General features: G+C 42.6%; 12 protein-coding genes. 2 read left to right on the top strand and 10 right to left on the bottom strand.

All coding sequences use genetic code 11. The annotated features are described in order from the left end of the window. Positions 1 to 204 precede the first annotated feature (204 nt). The 7 genes from AAHJ11_RS07790 to AAHJ11_RS07760 all read right to left on the bottom strand — a co-directional run bounded on the left by AAHJ11_RS07790 (position 205) and on the right by AAHJ11_RS07760 (position 12560). Positions 205 to 1392 (bottom strand): glycosidase, encoded by a 1188-nt coding sequence (locus tag AAHJ11_RS07790; protein WP_148366822.1) that lies wholly within the window; start codon positions 1390 to 1392, stop codon positions 205 to 207. A 144-nt stretch (positions 1393 to 1536) separates the two neighbouring features. Beyond that, positions 1537 to 2715 carry a hypothetical protein gene (locus AAHJ11_RS07785; RefSeq protein WP_413579292.1) on the bottom strand — a complete coding sequence of 393 codons (1179 nt, stop codon included), beginning with the start codon at positions 2713 to 2715 and terminating at the stop codon, positions 1537 to 1539. A 25-nt stretch (positions 2716 to 2740) separates the two neighbouring features. Next, positions 2741 to 4303, bottom strand: a complete 1563-nt coding sequence (locus tag AAHJ11_RS07780) for a glycoside hydrolase family 30 protein (protein WP_413579290.1) — start codon at positions 4301 to 4303, stop codon at positions 2741 to 2743. Positions 4304 to 4337: 34 nt separating this feature from the next. Beyond that, positions 4338 to 5963 (bottom strand): RagB/SusD family nutrient uptake outer membrane protein, encoded by a 1626-nt coding sequence (locus tag AAHJ11_RS07775; protein WP_195648799.1) that lies wholly within the window; start codon positions 5961 to 5963, stop codon positions 4338 to 4340. Between the two features lie 38 nt (positions 5964 to 6001). Beyond that, positions 6002 to 9067 (bottom strand): SusC/RagA family TonB-linked outer membrane protein, encoded by a 3066-nt coding sequence (locus AAHJ11_RS07770; RefSeq protein ID WP_413579288.1) that lies wholly within the window; start codon positions 9065 to 9067, stop codon positions 6002 to 6004. A gap of 532 nt (positions 9068 to 9599) precedes the next feature. Further along, positions 9600 to 10517, bottom strand: a complete 918-nt coding sequence (locus tag AAHJ11_RS07765) for an alkaline phosphatase (RefSeq protein ID WP_413579287.1) — start codon at positions 10515 to 10517, stop codon at positions 9600 to 9602. 795 nt (positions 10518 to 11312) lie between these two features. Then, positions 11313 to 12560, bottom strand: a complete 1248-nt coding sequence (locus AAHJ11_RS07760) for a DUF2264 domain-containing protein (protein WP_195648801.1) — start codon at positions 12558 to 12560, stop codon at positions 11313 to 11315. Between the two features lie 188 nt (positions 12561 to 12748). Between AAHJ11_RS07760 and AAHJ11_RS07755 the strand changes: the two genes are divergently transcribed. Continuing rightward, complete coding sequence (locus AAHJ11_RS07755; RefSeq protein WP_195648802.1) at positions 12749 to 14317, top strand: DUF4832 domain-containing protein; 1569 nt, start codon at positions 12749 to 12751, stop codon at positions 14315 to 14317. A gap of 70 nt (positions 14318 to 14387) precedes the next feature. Here AAHJ11_RS07755 and AAHJ11_RS07750 read toward each other — a convergent pair whose 3' ends face one another. After that, positions 14388 to 15368, bottom strand: a complete 981-nt coding sequence (locus tag AAHJ11_RS07750; protein WP_413579283.1) for a calcium/sodium antiporter — start codon at positions 15366 to 15368, stop codon at positions 14388 to 14390. A gap of 126 nt (positions 15369 to 15494) precedes the next feature. Here AAHJ11_RS07750 and AAHJ11_RS07745 point away from each other — a divergent pair, with 126 nt between their 5' ends. Beyond that, entirely contained in the window at positions 15495 to 17345 is a 1851-nt protein-coding gene (locus AAHJ11_RS07745; RefSeq protein WP_413579281.1) for a mechanosensitive ion channel family protein, read from the top strand. An 18-nt stretch (positions 17346 to 17363) separates the two neighbouring features. Here AAHJ11_RS07745 and AAHJ11_RS07740 read toward each other — a convergent pair whose 3' ends face one another. Both AAHJ11_RS07740 and AAHJ11_RS07735 read right to left on the bottom strand, forming a co-directional pair. Continuing rightward, the gene (locus tag AAHJ11_RS07740; RefSeq protein ID WP_234133127.1) at positions 17364 to 17828 is read right to left on the bottom strand and encodes a hypothetical protein; all 465 of its coding nucleotides are present in this window, start codon (positions 17826 to 17828) and stop codon (positions 17364 to 17366) included. Between the two features lie 20 nt (positions 17829 to 17848). Further along, on the bottom strand, positions 17849 to 18502 hold the full coding sequence (locus AAHJ11_RS07735) for a hypothetical protein (RefSeq protein ID WP_413579279.1): 654 nt from the start codon (positions 18500 to 18502) through the stop codon (positions 17849 to 17851). Positions 18503 to 18601: the final 99 nt, after the last annotated feature.

Here is an 18601-nt window from a genome sequence, read left to right as displayed (position 1 = left end):
TAGGTGGAAAGCGATAACGAAACAAATATTATTTTAACTCATTCTGATACTATGTTGATATCACCGGAGTTTTCTTTTTGTATTGACATATTCAGTGATAGATGCGGAGATGCGGGTGGAAGTAGTTCTATATAAAGAGGAGAATGCAAAACTGCCGGTTTTAAGCAATAAAACCGGCAGTTTTGCGCTTTGTGCCTGAATACCTTAAAAATGAAACTGTTCTGCCAGGATCAGTTTGTTGGCTTCTACGGACTTACAAATGTTCTTCACAGAAGCAGCGGAACGGAAACCGTCCGCAGGTGTGTGGAAGCAATAGTCTATCAGTCTGTCGATTGTAGAAGTTGCCACATGCATACGAGTATCGGAAGAGGCATAATAGATATACACTGTTCCATTTTCATCAGCAATCCATCCATTAGAGAAAAGTACATTGGATACATCTCCTATCCTTTCTTCTCCCATGGGTGCCAGTAAGAAACCACCCGGTTCGGCAATGATCTTTGTCGGATCTTCCAAAGAAGTCATGTACAGATAGAGCACATAGCGCAGACCGGCGGCGCATGCACGGACTCCGTGAGCCAGGTGCAACCATCCTTGGGAAGTTTTGATGGGATGAGGCCCTTCACCGTTTTTCACCTCTTTGATGGTGTGATAATGACGGTGGTTTATAATGGTTTCTTCTTTTATTTCTGCATGGGTGATGTCGTCTATCAGTGCCCAGCCGATACCTCCGCCGTTACCGGCGTTGATAAAGTTATCCTGCGGACGGGTATATAAAGCATATTTGCCATTTACAAATTCCGGATGCAGTACGACATTGCGCTGCTGACTTTGGGAAATCAAATTAGGGAGACGTTCCCAGTTCTTTAAATCTTTGGTACGTATGATACCCGCTTTGGCTACGGCAGAAGACAGATCACCCGGCGCAGCGTTGGGATCAAGACTTTCGCTGCAGAAAATTCCATAAATCCAGCCGTCCTCATGGGCTGTCAAGCGCATATCATATACATTCGTTTCTTCGGGATATAAATCCGGGAGTTGAACCGGATACTCCCAGAAGTGGAAACGATCAATACCGTTAGGGCTTTCGGCAATGGCAAAGAATGATTTGCGATCATACCCCTCTACCCGTCCCATTACAAGATATTTCTCATTGAACTTGATTGCTCCTGCATTGAATACGGCATTAATGCCGAAGCGTTCCATAAAATATGGATTTGTCTCGGGGTTGAAGTCGTATCTCCATTCCAGTGGAGTATGGGCAGCCGTTAATATGGGATATTTATAGCGTTCGAATATTCCATTGCCTGGCAGTATCTTTTCATTTTCACGTGAGATGAGCGTTTCGTATTCTTCCATAAGAACACGTAATCTGTTATCATATCTATTCATATCTATTCAAAATTAATAAAAAGAGACTGACCACAATACAGACAGATACAAGGGATATACTGTGTTGCAAGAACAGTCTCTTTTTATGTTTGTCACTTCAAAAGTATGGGGGTACTTTTAAAATACATGCGTCAAGTTTACAAATTATTGTTTAGTTATAAAATACGAACGAGCTGTACAGTTCGGTTCCGTAAAACTAACCCAATACCAGTCGTTTTCAACTTTATCGATACGGCAATTTTCTGCCGGATATTTCACACTTTTATCTATTGCATTTCTTGTCACCTTATACAGTACAGCGTTGCTCTTATCGCCCACTGTCAAGTCTCCTGTAAATTGGATGGCAAAACCGCTGGCATACGTTCCTGTTCCTTTTATAACCAGTTCGGACATGTTGAACTCTGCTGCGTGAGTTACTGTGCCTACTGCTGAGGTAGATAGGCTTTGGTAAGAAGCAGAACCGGCTATAAAGTAGCGATAAGACGGGTTTGTCAGATAAGGGTCGTCGATATATACCACATTGATGCTGATTGATTCCCCTTCCTGGTCACTGATAGTTATCGTCTTGTTGAAACGGTATCTTTTAAGACCTTCGACTACGACATCCGTTCCATTCTCCGCCATTGTACATTTCAGATAAGTGGCAGAGCCATTATTGACACAGGTATATTCTCCGTTACCGTCCAGAATCTTGAGAATCAGAGGTTCACCAATAGTCAGATAAGCAATTTCTTCACTGTTGTCGAGCATTAGTTGTTTGACTACTTTCACAGAAAGTTCAGCAGTCTTATTCAGTCTGTCGGTAACTGTCACGGTCGCAATGCCCGGTGCCAGGGATTCCACTTGGATATGTCCCTCTTCATCCACCGTAGCTTTGGCTATGGATTCTTTATCGACTGTCACTTTGTATCCTCTATTTCCTGTATGTATGTTAATCACTTTATTTTCACCCAGATACATTTTAGTGGATGAAACAGCCAGAACTAGCTCACTTAACTGATCTACTATAACTTTTACATTGGTACTCATTTGTGCCCAGTCGGTGATTGTCAGATTAGTGATGCCCGCTTTCAAGGCTGTCACTTTAATCATATTTCCTTCGGCAACGGCAGTGGCTACTTCTTCATTAGAACTGACTATCTTGTAGTTGCCATTTCCCTGAAGCACCTGAATCGTTCCTTGTGGTGCTTCATCAAAATTAATTATCAGCTCCTGTGTATCTGTCACGAGATTGTGATAGGAGGGATCTTCATCGTTACAGCCGGAGAAAATAGTAGCGGCTGCAAGCAGGAATCCTGCTAAATATAATAGATTTCTTTTCATGATATTCATTGTTTATTTAGGATGATTATTCAGCTCCAATGTCTTTCATTTTACCGGTGATGGTTACAACGCTAAATTTGGGAACAGTGATGGCGCGCAATCCGCTAAGAGACGGGTTTACTTTCTTACGCTGCCATTTTACACCCTCGTCTGACGTATATGAAATCATTGTCTGGAATTCTTTTCCCTCAATCTCCAGTTTAGTTTCGAAAGCTTTGCTTGTAGAGTTATTCACTAATACGATCGTATAAGTGTCGTCTTTAACATAAGCTGTCATTAACAGTTCTTTAGGGAAAACTTCTTCACCATTTTCAGGAGCAATCGTTTTTACGTCTACGCGACGGCTTCCCTCCGGAATGAACTTGGTGAACTGTCCATAACTATAATAGCGGGCGGCTCTTTCATAATTTGTTCCGGGTAGTGCCTCTTCCAGTCTGATAAGTGCTTCATTATTGGTACAAGGACGTGCGCCTGCCCACCATACAAATGCATTCAGATTGGAAACAGCCAGATAATTGTGGAAAGTAGTGGCCCATTGCATTGCATTTTTCCAGGATGGATCGTATGTGTCTGTAGAGCTGGTCTCTGTATTCCATATATGAATGTTATTTTCTGCACAGAGAGGTGATTGTACGAATTCAGTGTTACCGATTAAAGTATATCCATGAGCGGCTGCAATAATATTAGAATTTGCTAATTCGGGGCGAGCCTTCAAACCGTTTTCAAGGAAGGTGACTCCCGCTTTCCACCATGAGTGTTCTCCAAAGATAATTTTCATATCCTGATAACCTGCCTTGTCTAAAGCCGGGCGAAGATTATCTTGGCAGAAATTTGCAAGATTGGTGTAACTCCAGCTACATCCATTCCAACCTGTTCCGCTACTGTTCGGCTCATTGGATGGTGAAATGGCGTAAATCTTGATTCCGAATTTCTCTGTATATGCTTTGATGAAGTCTATCAGATAATCAGCGAATGCATCTTCCGAACCGGATTTCAAACTACCGCCGGAAGGCTTACCGTTAGATTTCATCGTTCCGGGAGGACTCCATGTGGAAAACATGAACTTTACATTTTTGTATTTCCTCTGGAGAATGTCCACTAACCACATTTGCCCCAACTGTACCTGTTCGCCGCATCCTGAACCATTAAAGTCTCTCCAGTAATCATTAATCATAGACGGATCATTGGCTGCCAGATTGAATGTGCGGTTAATGCCGAAGTCGATAACGTTGGTGACAGGATTCTGATAGTGTGGAAATACTTCTCCCCGGAATATGTTCAGTTTTAAACCATTTTCGCCAAACAGATCGTCCACTACGTCTTCACGCATCATATTATTCCAGATGCGGTGTGACCATTCGGCAAAAGCACATCCGAAACCATCAATAATCTGATGCTCATGTCCATCCCCGAACTGCATTTTGATGACAGCTTCGGTGGTTGGTTCGGCAGAGAATCCGTCATCTTCATCGGTTTCTTCTACCGGATCAGGAATGTAGACATCACTGTGACTCAGACTTCCGTCGTCACAAGAGTATTCTAGAAATAGGAAGAGGGATACGAATAATAATGAATATATCTTTTTCATATTGTTTCTTTATTAAGTTAATCTTGTCTGGACATTATTTCCATAGACTGGTTTGCACCATGGCAGTATTATTGTTCAATTCACTTGTCGGTATAGGATAGTAAAGGTGCTTTTCCTGAAAATTTTCTGCACCCTGCTTCCCGTTGGCCTTGAAAATCAATTGAATTTCGCTGACAGAATACCAACGCTTGAGATCATAAAAACGGTGACCTTCTCCGAAGAATTCCAATAAACATTGATGTTCGATTTCAGTCATAAGTTCCTCTTGTGCGAAAGTCTTTTCCTGAAGTCCTGCTCTGTTGCGGATTAGTTTTAAAGCATAGTTGGCACCGTCCGGATCATTGGTTTTGGCACATGCCTCGGCATAAAGCAGCAAGACTTCCGCAAAACGCATCACACGTAAGTTGCTGGACCTTCCTTCCTTATTACCCATATTATCCGGTGCTTTATCATCCACATAGTATGCGGTATTTTTCTTGATTAAGAATTTACCTGCCGTTCCGTTGACATTGAAGCTGGGAGCTCCTCCTGCCATTTTACCCTCATTACCTTCCCAAAGCTCGTCCATCGAGTAATTGTTTCCATACCATTTTTCGTTGGGTACTTTGTCGCCGTAGTTGGCTGCATCAAAGAAAAGACTGGCATACATACGTTTGTCAAACTTGGTATCTGCATCGCTCGGGCGAGTTTCTTTGGTGAATTCTCCTACGATGAAAGAGCTCGGCATCAGTTTGGCCCATCCGCCGGATTTTACCGGACCGATAAACTGTGGTATATAGCAACCCAGACAGATTCCACTTTCGTTGCTCCATGAGTATTCTCCGTCGGGACTGTATGCTATTTCATACACGGATTCTTTATTGAACTCATCTTCATTTGTGAAGTTCTTACCGAAGTTGTCAACTAACTCATAAGAATAAGGAGCTTTTAATAATGTTCCTAATAATTGCTTGGCTTCCGGATATTTATGTTGGGTGGCATATACTTTACCCAACATTGCGATAGCAGCGCCTTTGGTAACCCGCTCTTTGGCAGTGGTGCGTTCTACGGGCAGATTGCATTTGATAGCGTTACCCAGATCTTCTTCCACTTGTGTCCATAATGCTGCTTCAGTGGCAGGCCCTTTGTTGGTTTCATCTTCGTTAGACGGTATCAGTCGCAAAGGGACTTCTTTGTAGTTGTTGACTAACAGAAAATATTGATAGCCGCGCAGAAAGAGCGCTTCGCCCTTAATCATCGAACGATCTTCTTCCGTAATGCCCGAAGCCGGTACCTGGTCGATATAGCGTAATACGATATTGGCACGTTGGATACCCGAATAAAGCGCTCCATAAGGATCGTTGCCGGTGGACGGTGAATTCAGGAAGTTTGCAATATTCCACATGGGAACTTCTTCTCCTTTGATGGTGAAGATATCGTCGCCGCGACCGTTGAGGTTCAGCCAACCGTCGAATGCGCCGAAGTATCCGTACATGGCTCCTTTTATAGGGGAATAGGCGGCTGCCAAAGCACTTTCCGCATCTGCTTTATCTTTCCAGAAGTTGCTTTCAGTGAAATGGTTAGGGTCCGACAGATTCAAAAAGCTGGATTCGTTGCACGATGTCAGTGCTCCGGAAAGAAGAGCTGCCATGCACATATATGATAACCAATTTCTTTTCATGTTTATAGACTTTTAATGTTTAATATTAATTTAAGGCATTATAGGTTAACTTGTATTCCGAATGAGATGGTGCGGGGCAATGGATAACGTCCCTGGTCGATACCTCTTGAGAATACGTTGTAGTCAACACCGGCAACAGTACTTTCACCCAAATCCGGAGTATAACCCGAATATTTGGTCAGTGTGAATAGATTTTCCATTGAAGTGTATATTCTTACATTCTCAAGTTTGACTTTTTTGGTCAGGTTTTTGGGCAATGTATAGCCGATATCCAATGTTTTCAGACGCATATATGAACCATTCTCAAGCCATCTGTCGGAGTATGCCCATTTGTTGTCTGCACCATCTGTTTTAGAGAAGCGTGGAATATCGGTGTTCTGATTGTCCGGTCTCCACGAGTTTGCCAATACAGTGCTCATATTTCCGTTGAAGTTTCCTGATTCCAGGCGATAACGCGGATAATTATAGATTTTGTTACCTACCATACCGTCAAAGAAAAGGTTGAAGTCAAAGTTGTTCCACTCACCACCCAGTCTGACGCCGAAAGTGAAATCGGGGAAAGGGCTTCCTACATCATGCTGGTCGTCTGTATTAATCTTGCCATCACCGTTCCAGTCCTTGTAGCGGATATCGCCGACCTGGGCTCCGGGTTGAATGAGTTCGCCGTCTTTGTTCTTGTAATTGGCAATCTCTTCTGCCGAACGGAACAAACCGTCTGTTTCAATCAGGTTGAAATAGGACATGGAATGTCCTTCGGCAAACATATTGATACCACGACCACCGGCACCGTGTGCGCTATAACCGGAAATCATCAGATTCTGGCCGCCCAATGTGATTTTCGTTACTTCATTCTTGTCGGCAGCGATATTGGCACCTATATAATAAGTGAACTTATCTTTGATAGAACCCCGATAATTCACGGCAAATTCAAATCCCTTATTTCGTACCTGTCCTGCATTCTGGATCGAGTTTCCGCTGATACCGGTAGATGCGGTCGAGGGAATAGGCAGCAGTACGTCATTGGTGTTTTTCACATAAGCATCGGCAGTGAAAGTTAATTTTCCGTTCAGCAGGCTGACATCCAGACCGATGTTATATGTTTCTGTATTTTCCCATGTCAGATTGGCTGGTGAAATAGCCTGTACATAAGGCATGGAGCCAAACCATGGTGAATTGTTCGATACATAGTTCATTCCATCCGATACTACACTTTGCGTAGGATAGTAGCTGGTCATTTCCTGATTACCGAGTTTACCGTAGCTGAAACGTAACTTCAATTGGTCGAATACATTTTCCAACGGTTTGAAGAACTTTTCGCGGTTAATGTTCCATCCGATGGAAGCGGATGGGAATGCACCATATTGATGCCCTTTCTTGAAACGTGACGAACCGTCGCGACGGATGGAGGCAGAAAACAGATAGCGGTCGTCGAATGAATACATGACACGTCCGAATAGAGATACTAATGCCAGTTCATTCAGGCTGCTGGATGCTTTCAGGTTGGACGGATCCACATTGCCCGGCATTGTTTCTATGAATTGGGCCATATCGCTATTCTTTCCATATAAGCTGTGGCTTTTGTCTTTCTGCGCAGAGTAACCGGCGAGAAGTGACAGGTTGTGTTTGCCGAATGTACGGTCGTAGTTCAAAGTATTCTCTAAAACCCACGATTCCCAGGTGGATGATTTTTCTTCCAGGTCGGGTTTGTCATTCTTTCCAAATGTACCTAAATCGTATGCATCTGTATATTTGCGCCATTTAGTATGTTCTTTTCTGATACCTACGTTGAGCTTGTATTTTAATCCTTTGATGATTTCCGCTTGCAAATAGGCATTGAGGAAAATTCTGGTTGTTTCAGTTCGCTCATCATTGACTGTCATTTCTGCCAATGGGTTGGGTAAGTTGATATCGTTGGAAGTACCCCAGCCCCCTGAATTCGTCGGGTCATATACGGGTACAACGGAGGGGAACTGGAAGATGTCGAACATTGTATCCTGATGAATGTAGCCGCTTCCTTTTGTCATGTTTACAATCATCGATTCACCTATGGTTAATCGATTGTTCAGGAAAGAATAATCGCTCTTCAGGCGGATATTATAAGACTCATGATCTGTATTGCGCAATATACCCTCTTTGTTGAGATAACTTACGGATGAACTGTAAGAACCATTTTTCGAACCGCCGCTGATTGTAGCATTGGCTTTGTAGGTCATGGCGGTGCGTAACATTATATCCTGCCAGTCTGTACCCTCACCGATAAAAGGGGTTGCCCCGTTTTCTGATCCGTAACCGTCGCCCGCCAGACGATAATAACGTGCGAAACGACTGTATTCTTCTCCATTAAATACTTTTAGGGTTTTAGGGGTTTGGCTGATACCTGTGAAGAAGTTGATATCCAATTTGGTTGGCATATCTTTACGGCCGCTTTTCGTAGTGATCAATACCACGCCACCTGCTGCACGTGAACCGTAGATGGCTGCTGCGGCAGCGTCTTTTAATACCTCGATAGAAGAGATATCATTCGGATCGACCATGCTGATGTCGCCAAATGCACCATCAATTACATACAGTGGATTGTTGTTGGATAATGAACTGATACCGCGTACGTTAATTGTCATCGTTCCATTCGGATCACCGCTGGAACTTGCCACTGATACTCCGGGTATCTTTCCTTGTAATGCTGTTGCAGCATTGGAAGCAACCTGTCCGTTAAGCTCTTTGGCACTAACCGAACTTACAGCTCCCGAAAGATGGCTTTTTTTCACTGTACCGTAACCGATAACTACTACTTGTTCAAGAGCAATATTATCTTCTTCCATTGAGACGTTGATCGGAGCACCGGATGTAACTGCTCTCTCTATTTGTTTCATACCTATTGCTGAGAATCGTAAAATATCTCCTTGGTTTGTTTTGATGGAATATTTTCCATCCATGTCTGTTACTGTGCCGGTGTCCTTTCCTTTAATACTGACTGTAACTCCAGGTAGAGGTTCATTTGTTGCAGCTTCTGTAACTATACCTTTTATTTCAATATTCTGAGCAGCTAGTGGAATGCTAGTTATGCAAAGAAAAAGGAATAGTAGAAAATGAATTTTTCTTCTCATAATTTATTGTATTAGATTATAAACTCTGTTCAATTATTGATTGATCCATGGAAACCTCAAACAATAATTGGATGATGCAAAAGTATGGGATAATATAGTGATAGACAAGTATTATTTTATCCTATTCTAATACTTTTCTGTAATGTGGTATTAAAATATGCTTTTGTCCTTTTTTTTAGTGGAGGAATATAAATAGGTTATTATTAGAATGGGAAAGCGTATATCGATTAATGGATCTTATGTCGTGGCTTTTGATTGCTTTTTTATTATGTTATTAAGAGGCGAAGGTTAAAGGATATGGATTCTGATACAAATATTATTTTGTAATTAACAACAGTGAGAATCTTATTTTATTATTCTTGTAAAAAAGAACTAGGTTTTGACTTATGAAAAAGCCGCATAATATGATTATATTAACGAATGTAGTAAACAGATATAATAATATCAGAGATATACGACTATTGCTGGATTTTGTATAAAGTAAAAAGAGAAGCTAAATAGTGTCTAGCTTCTCTTTTATAATCTCAAAAAATTATTTGAAAACCGCCTTCATCGGTCTGCCAATCCAAACTTGTGGTTGTTCAAGATTGAAAATAGATGCTATTGTAGAAGCTACATCGTATTGCATCATACTTATGTCATCGAATCTAAGTCCTTTTTTGATATTCTTTCCGGAAATGATAAACGGAGTTTCCATTTCTTGCATTGTTTTTCCTCCGTGTCCTTTGTTGATGCCTCCGTGGTCGGAAGTTAAGATAAAAATGGTGTCATCCAGGATTCCTGCGTCTTTTACTGCCTGAACGATTTGGCCGACATAAGTATCCAGTTCTTTGAGCTTTTCATAATATGCAGGAGTGTCATGCCCTTCAGTGTGACCGGTATGGTCGGGACCATCGTAACAGATAGCAACCAGTGCCGGCTGTTTTTCTTTAATATAAGCAGATGCCATATTTCCTAATTCTTTAGGAGTTTTGTTGCAATCAGCAACGTGATAATGATAGCTCATGGAAAGAGTATCTACCAAATATTTAATCCCCTCCCATTCGTACAAGCAGCCGATTTCTGCTTCAGGACGAGCATCACGCAGCAATTGGAAAACTGTTGGGAAAATGCCATGCTGGTTTAATACTCGTGAGGGAAGTTCCGGAGTTTTAGAGCCCCACTCGGTATATCCGTGCAGTTCCGGTCCGGCTCCCATGAACATGGAAGCCCAGTTGATGGCACTGGACGAAGGAAGTGCGGAGCGTTTCTTTAATGTATAGGCTCCGTCCTCCATTAATTTTTTAACATTAGGCATATCCGCTTTGGGGAGACTGTATGCACCCCAGCCGTCCAAACCGATGAAGACAACGTGTTTGGCTTTGTCTTTTCCTTTGGCATTACAAGAATATGTGAAACAGAAGAGTAATGTGAATGTAGCAAATAAAGTGAAAAGGTTTTGTCTATTCATGATACTTTTATTTAAAGGGTTAATGTTTTATTCGTTGTTTAATGAGATGTTGTAACTGACGATAAGCAAAGGTAGGACTATTTTGAAAGGGAGACAAATATAATATTAGCAGATACTAATACTTTTTTTCTATTTCCTTTGAAACTACATGATTTGTTTTTTGATTTTCTTATTTGCTAGCTGATTTTCTGGAGAAAAAGGATGTACTATTAATATATGTAAAGAAAATACCATGAGGAATTTGTCTGTAATATTGACTATATAGTGATCTCTCTTCTTTAAATATGAATAAGCCTGCTGTTTTATAGAGATAATATATTTACAGCTCTATAATAAATCCGAATATCGTTTTTAATAAATAGTTGAAGAGTTTATTAAGAACGGTATTCGAGTTTATTAGAAACTATTTTTGATGAATATCAGAAATGTTTGTGAATTATATAAACAAAATGGGAGAAAATCAGTACTGATCTTCTCCCATTCCTATTCTTGTATATATGGAAATATATGCTTGTTAATACGTATTTATGTCTTGATATTTATATGTCTCATCTTGCTTTTCTTCTTTTTGTTTTCTCAAAGATACGAAATAAAACAGGAGAAGTCAAGGGTTTGGCTACTATTAAACTGTTCTCTTCTTTACTTGTTTCATCCACAACACAAAAAAGTGATATTTATTGATTTTCTTACTTATAAGGAATAAAAACAAGGAGCTGTGTTACATGATAGTTTCCATTCGTAATGGATAATAGTTTCCAGTGCGACTGGAAACTATTATATAATGCTGATTATCAATTATTCCTCATGATAAGAATGATCTCTCGGAAAATCCTCTCCATCCCATGCCTTTTTCGAAGTCCAAGGCTGTGAAGCATCTGTCCAAAAGGGATCGTCGGCAGGAAGGCCTAACGGTAGAAAAGCAAGGGAAGCCATATATAAACTGCCATTGTTGGTGTAATAGTCTGAAATGCCGGGTTGGGAACCGTTGAAACCTAGCGTGAGAAAATCTTTCTCATTGAAATTGCGGTTATTTCCAAACATGCGGTTGATGACGGCCGTCATGCCGGCACGTACTTGTCCGTTTGTCAATTCTTCAGGAAGCCATTTGCGCCAGGCGAGTAATGCCAGTGTTTGCAGTGAACCGGTGCGGTAAGTAATGGAACGTCCGACAACGGGTAGTGTTCCTTCCGGAGAGATGAGTCGTTCGAGGATCACCCCGAATCGCTGTGCACGCGTGATCGCTTTGTGGTAATCACAGCCGGGCATGTTCCATATCTTTTTATGTTTGCCGGCTTCGGTGATAATTTCCAATGCTTCGATATACATGGGGTGTATCACGAAACTATTATAATAATCGAATGCGAAGTTGGGGCCATCCGAATACCAGCCGTCACCTACGTACCATTCTTCTATCTTTCGTAAAGAAGAACTGATACGATAGGTGTCGCTGGGTGCGCCTGCTTTTCGAAGAAACGATTCGACAGTTGCGCTGAACAGTAACCAGTTGCTGTATGAAGGGTCCACTCGTCGGAGCTGGGTAAACTCATTGATATATCGTTGTTTGGTAACACTGTCTAAAGGCATCCATAAAGCATCGTACCCTCTTAAAAAACTCTCTGCAATATACGCTGCATCAACTAAAGTCTGTCCTTCCTGACGCCACAGCAGATAATCCGGTGCTGCAGGGTCAACAGCCTGCTTATAGCTATTCAAAGCCCATTCCCGTAGCTGCTTGCGCTGTATGCCTTCTGCCGTATCATCATCCGGTAATGATAGCCAGGGGGCCACCCCTGCCATTAGTCGCCCGAAACATTCCATGTAAGTGACCTCTTTATTGCGACCATCCCATGTCGGACTTAGTTCTACAAGCATATTCTGTTTCAACAGACCATCACTCATATTCTTTAATACAGGGGTCGCCATCCGGTACATAATTTCACACCAGATTTCTCTATCGCTTTTTTCTGTTTTCTTTTTAGCAATTATATTTTCTGCCGGAAGCAGCAGAATGAAAAGTAAGAGTAGCCAATTTTGTTTTTTCATGTATTACCTTAATTTTTGAGATGTAGGCAAAGGTAGGGCAATTCCTGTCGTGGGACAAATACAATCTTAGCATTATCCAATACTTTTGCATTATTTATCCCAAACTGATACTTTACTGTGCGAAATGAGTGATAACGGATGGTCGTGTTTCGATTTGTTATATATTTGCCGGCAAACAACATATTACTATGAAGAAGAACTGGATGTATGGCAGTGTAATAGCTGCTTTATTTGCCTTGTTGGCAAGTGGATGCGGTGATTCCCGGCAGACTGTTGAGTTTCGCGGAATCTGTGTCGATGATTTACACGGTGAGAATGGGCTCTATAATCCCGGAAGAGGATTCCGGCTGGAGACAGCGGTAGATGTGCTGCATGAAAAGGATAGCCCTACAAAAGAGCTGGTAGAATTGTCGGAAAAATATGTGGCGGATAGTGTTTCGCTGGCTCAAAGCTATTTCTATCTTACCTATTTAATCGGTGAAAAACTATCGGAGGAAAACTTCCTGACCATGCAGGCGTATTTTGATGAATTGCAGAAGCAGGGAAAGAAAGCCGTATTGCGTTTTGCTTATGAAAGAGATTTCATGGGAAGAGCTGCCGTTGGCCCCACCGGCAAACAGATTCTGGAACATCTGGACCAGCTGAAACCTTTCTTGGAGAAGAATAAAGATTTGATTCTGGTGGTGCAAGCCGGAATGATTGGAGCATGGGGCGAATGGCATAGCTCTATTCAGGGGCTTGAGAACTCGGAAGAGACAAAGGCTGCGGTATTGGAAAAATTACTGTCAGTAGTGCCTGAAGGCAGAAATGTGCAGGTGAGACTTCCGGAATTTAAAAACTTGTTGAAAGATAAACCGGAACTGTATAAAAGGCTTTCATTCCACGATGATTTTATCGTCATACGACCTGATAGATGGGATGCCGACATGCACGAAGGGACTGCCAAATTCGATCAGATTGTAGCAGAATCTCCTTATCTCGTTGTAGATGGAGAACTTCCCTGGGGATTCTGGAGCGTAGGAGCCGATCCCGACAGCCCGTCTGCCGGATGGATTATTGACGGACTGCAAGCAGCGAGACGTCTGTTCCTCCAGCATTATACTTCCTTGAGCGTTATCCATAATTATAAGGAACAGCATCCTAATAACAGATTTGATGAGAATAATCCTCCCGAATATTCCATGATTGTCTGGAAGAAGACAATGATAACGGAAGATTCTCTTCGCCAGCATCTCATGCCTGTGTCCGACAGCTATTTCCGGAAACAGGACGGAACGAAAGTGAAACGCAATATGTTCGATTATATACGCGACCATCTAGGCTATCGTATAGAATTGCAATCCCTTCAATTACCGGATCATCTGCAAGCAGGAAAAGAGAACCAACTGACTCTGAACCTGGTGAACAGAGGTTTCGCCACCGTCTTCGGAGAACATCCGGTTTATTTTGTATTGATTGATGATAAAGGAAAAGTGACAGAGCTCCTGACTGAAGCCAGTCCGTTGGATTGGCAACCTTTCCAACCGGGTGATATATTATGTAGACCATTGACACATTCTGTAGAACAAGCTGTTCAGTTACCCGGTTCAATGGCTGCCGGAGAGTATAAACTAGGTCTGTGGATACCTGATGGTTCAGATCGGTTGAAGTATAATCCCCGTTATGCTATCCGTTGTGCAAATGGGAATACTACTTGGTGGACATCTGCCGATGGAAAATATGGTGTAAATATACTGACGACTGTCGAGGTGAAATAAATATCAGAGTTTAATTGGCTAATGGGAATAAAAGGCTTCCGGTGTTACTGCCGGAAGCCTTTTATTATTTTCAGGTATTATAAATCAATACCACCGTATATGCCACATAACAAAGTATCATAATTCCTCCTTCAATTCTCGTAATGGTCCTTTTTGCAAAGAACAGCCCGAATAACCAAAGCAGAATACCGGAACCTACTAACGTAAACAGGTCGAAATTGGTGATTCCGCTAAGACGGAGAGGCGTGATGCTCGCGCTACACCCTAGTACAAAGAAAATATTGAAGAGGTTACTACCGATTACATTTCCGATGGCAATCTCCGGATTTTTCTTTAATGCGGCAACGATAGACGTAGCCAGTTCCGGAAGAGAAGTACCTCCCGCCACCAAAGTCAGTCCGATAATCGATTCGCTGACACCCAGATTGCGGGCGATGCCTGTGGCACCGTCGACAAACAACTGACCTCCAAAAATAAGTGCAGCCAGACCTCCGATGATATAAAGAATGGATTTCCACCAGGGCAGTGATTTGATTTCTGTTTCCTCTTCTATGACCGGGTGTCCGGCATCTCCCGTTGTGGTAGGCTTGGAGGCAATGGCAAAAGTGTAGCCCATGAAAATGACAAAGAAGCAAAGCAACAGCAAACCGTCTACCCTGTTCAGGATATTTTCTGAAGCTTTATCCAGAAAGACGTCATTGGCACAGATCAGCAGGACAATAGAAGAAAGTATGCAGAGTGGTATCTCTTTTCTAAGTGTATTGCGGGTGATGACTATCGGGGCAAATAATGCCGTGCAGCCCACAATCATCAATGTATTGAAAATGTTGCTTCCCACTACGTTGCCTATGGCAATATCCGCACTGCCTTTGAGGGCAGAAGATACACTGACCGTCAGTTCAGGGGCGGAAGTACCGAATGCGACAATGGTAAGACCGATCACGATGGGAGGAATGCGGAAACGTTTGGCTACCGAGGCGGCGCCGTCTGTTAATCCGTTAGCTCCTAGAAGAATGAGGATTAATCCCCCGATGAGTAGCAATATATTCATGGTTTTTCTCTTTTAGTGGCAAAGATAATCAATTTGGAAATGGTAATGTCAAAAACAATCCGTATGTTTGCTCTGTTTTTAATGAAAAGTTTGATTAACCTTAATTATAATCAAGGAATATAAGGTATGGAAAAAAATAAAATAAAGCGGTCGTTACTGGTGTTGTTCCTTTCTTTCCTGGCAATCGGGGCGCAAGCACAGCTGGAACAGGCTGTCAAGAAGATATTTGCCGGAGATACAATAACGAACGGACATGTTCCTTTGAGACGGGATTCGGATTCTATCCATCTGGCGAATATGCGGAAATCATTGGAAGAAGCCCGGCTCAACGAGGCGAATATGCGGATGGAAATGGAACAGATGAAGCTACAGATGGCTTCCGCCGACTCCGTAAAATATGCCCAGCAGAGACAGCGTATCGACTCTTTACGCCAGTTCACTAAAGGAGTGCCGGTAGTGGCGGACGGCGATACCTTATTTTACCTTTTTACCAAACGTGGAGGATATACTCCCCAACAACGTGCTCAAATGACCGGTGCGGCGATTGAAGAAATAGGAAAACGCTTTAATCTACGCCCCGATTCTGTTTCTATCGATCATTCGGACATTGTTTCCGATTTGATGTACGGCAGCAAAGTGCTGCTTTCTCTTACTGATCAGGATGCTTTGTGGGAAGGCGTCTCACGTGACTCACTGGCTAAAGAAAGACAGCAGAATGTCATTACCAAACTGCATGAGATGAAAGCGGAGCACGGACTTTGGCGAATGGCAAAGCGTGTGCTCTATTTTGTGTTGGTGATTGTGGGACAGTATTTCCTGTTCCGCTTGACCAACTGGCTGTTCCGTAAACTGAAAGCGCGTATCCTACGTCTGAAAGATACGAAGATAAAACCGGTATCTATTCAGGGATATGAATTGCTGGATGCGCAGAAACAGGCGAATCTGTTAGTATTCCTGTCCAGTATCGGGCGGTATATACTGATGGGATTACAGCTACTGTTTAGCGTACCGTTAATTTTCATCATCTTCCCGCAGACAGAAGGACTGGCATATCAACTGTTAGGGTATATATGGAATCCGATTCGCGGTATTTTTGTGGGGATTATCGACTATGTTCCCAAGTTGTTCACCATTATCGTTATCTGGTATGCCGTGAAGTATCTGGTGCGTCTCGTTCTGTATTTGGCGCGTGAAGTGGAAGCAGGACGGCTCAAAATCAACGGATTCTACCCGGACTGGGCGATGCCGACTTTCCATATCGCCCGTTTCCTGCTCTATGCATTTATGATTGCGATGATTTATCCTTATCTGCCGGGCTCCGATTCCGGTGTGTTCCAAGGCATTTCGGTATTCGTCGGATTGATCGTTTCATTGGGATCAAGTACGGTGATCGGTAATATTATAGCCGGACTGGTGATTACTTATATGCGTCCGTTCAAGATGGGCGACCGGATCAAGTTGAATGATACCACGGGAGATATTATCGAAAAGACTCCTCTTGTTACCCGTATCCGGACACCCAAGAATGAGGTGGTGACCGTACCTAACTCATTTATCATGTCGTCTCATACGGTAAATTATAGTACCTCGGCACGTGAATATGGACTGATTATTCACTCGGAAGTATCTATCGGTTATGATATTCCTTGGCGACAGGTTAATCAGATTCTGATTGATGCTGCATTGAACACTCCCGGAGTGGTAGATGATCCGCGTCCGTTTGTGTTGGAAACCTCTTTAAGCGACTGGTATCCGGTCTATCAGATCAATGCATATATCAGGGAGGCAGATAAAATGGCACAGATTTATTCGGATTTGCATCAGAATATTCAGGATAAAATTAATGAAGCCGGCATTGAAATTATGTCGCCGCACTATATGGCTGTACGGGATGGAAATGAAACAACCACTCCCAAAGAGTATCAGAAAAGTAACAATCCTTCCAATAAAGCGGGGGAAGAAAATAAACCTGAATAGTTATTACTGTCGCCGCCGTTATTGCTGTTGTGTTGTATAATGAATATCAAAACGTCCGTTAGTCAGACGTTTGCCGTTGCCGAAGGTTGCACTGATAATATTCAATTCTGGGTCGAAATGGCTTATAAAAGCTGTTCCGTCTTCCAGTTCTTCTCCTCTGAACCGTATATCGGTGATTGTTGACTCTTTGCCTTCTTTGGGGGATAAAATAGTGAAGTGTATGTTGATGTCAGGTTTGACGGAAACATTGACGGATAGTTTGTCCTCCTCCGGATAGTAGTGGAATGAATCATACGTCCAGACATACGAGTGCCCCCAATTCAGGTATCGTCCTCCCACATAAATCCATCCGTCCATCAGACAGCCAAAGGTGTTGGCACCTGTAGTGGTGGCAGGAGGTAAAACTGTGATGTCGATCGATTCGTCTTCCGTACAGCTCCAAAAGCTGATGATGGAGAAAAGAATAAGTATATATTTCTTCATAGTGCTTTTTTTAGTGAATGTTAGAAATAATAGGATAATCCCGAAGTGATATTTATTCGTGTGAGGTCAGCATCAGCATTGCCATCGAGTTTTACAATAACCTTTTCTCCATGATAGTGGGTTCTCATTCTGAGTAGTTCGCTATACATATATTGTACTCCTAAACTGACTCCCAGATTGGGATTCAGCTTATAGGTAAGATTGGCATTGGTCAGGAGACCAATAGTAAAGGCTCTCACTTTTCGTGCTTTGCCGAATACCTCACTGTTGTTTCGTAGAATGACTCCACCGGGACCGGTTGTTACCCGGATTTGCCAATGCTTGGTGTTGGCATTACACATTCCGATTTGAGTGCCGATGAAATGAACCCATAAATGATCCTTCCCTTCCGGATGGCTTCCTTTGGAAGAAAATCCGGAGTAGATTCCTCCAAAGACAAAACGTTTGAGAGGGCGGAAATTATATTGTCCATCCCAGCTTACGCCTTGTGCGAGTGTACGTTGGTAACTGTGGGTACTCAACGTGAGTGTGGGAGGGTGATGGAACATAACGCCGTAGCCCGCGTGAAAAGAGAACTCGTGTCGCTCAAAATCTCTCTGTGAGAAAAGTGGAGTGTGGCAGGACAGGGTGAGTGCGATTAGTAATAGAATCGCTTTTACGGGTGTTTGATTCATCTGGATTAGTTTAGATTGTGTTTGTTATGTAGGTCGGCGGCATTGCTGCCGCTTTCCCCATTAAGAACTGTACGTGCGACTTTCACCGCATACAGCTCC

Source organism: Bacteroides sp. 90-K9/2 (assembly GCF_047310725.1).
Classification (GTDB): Bacteria; Bacteroidota; Bacteroidia; order Bacteroidales; family Bacteroidaceae; genus Bacteroides; species Bacteroides vicugnae.
Note: the sequence above shows the minus strand (reverse complement) of the source record. Positions and strands in the feature narration are given on the sequence as shown.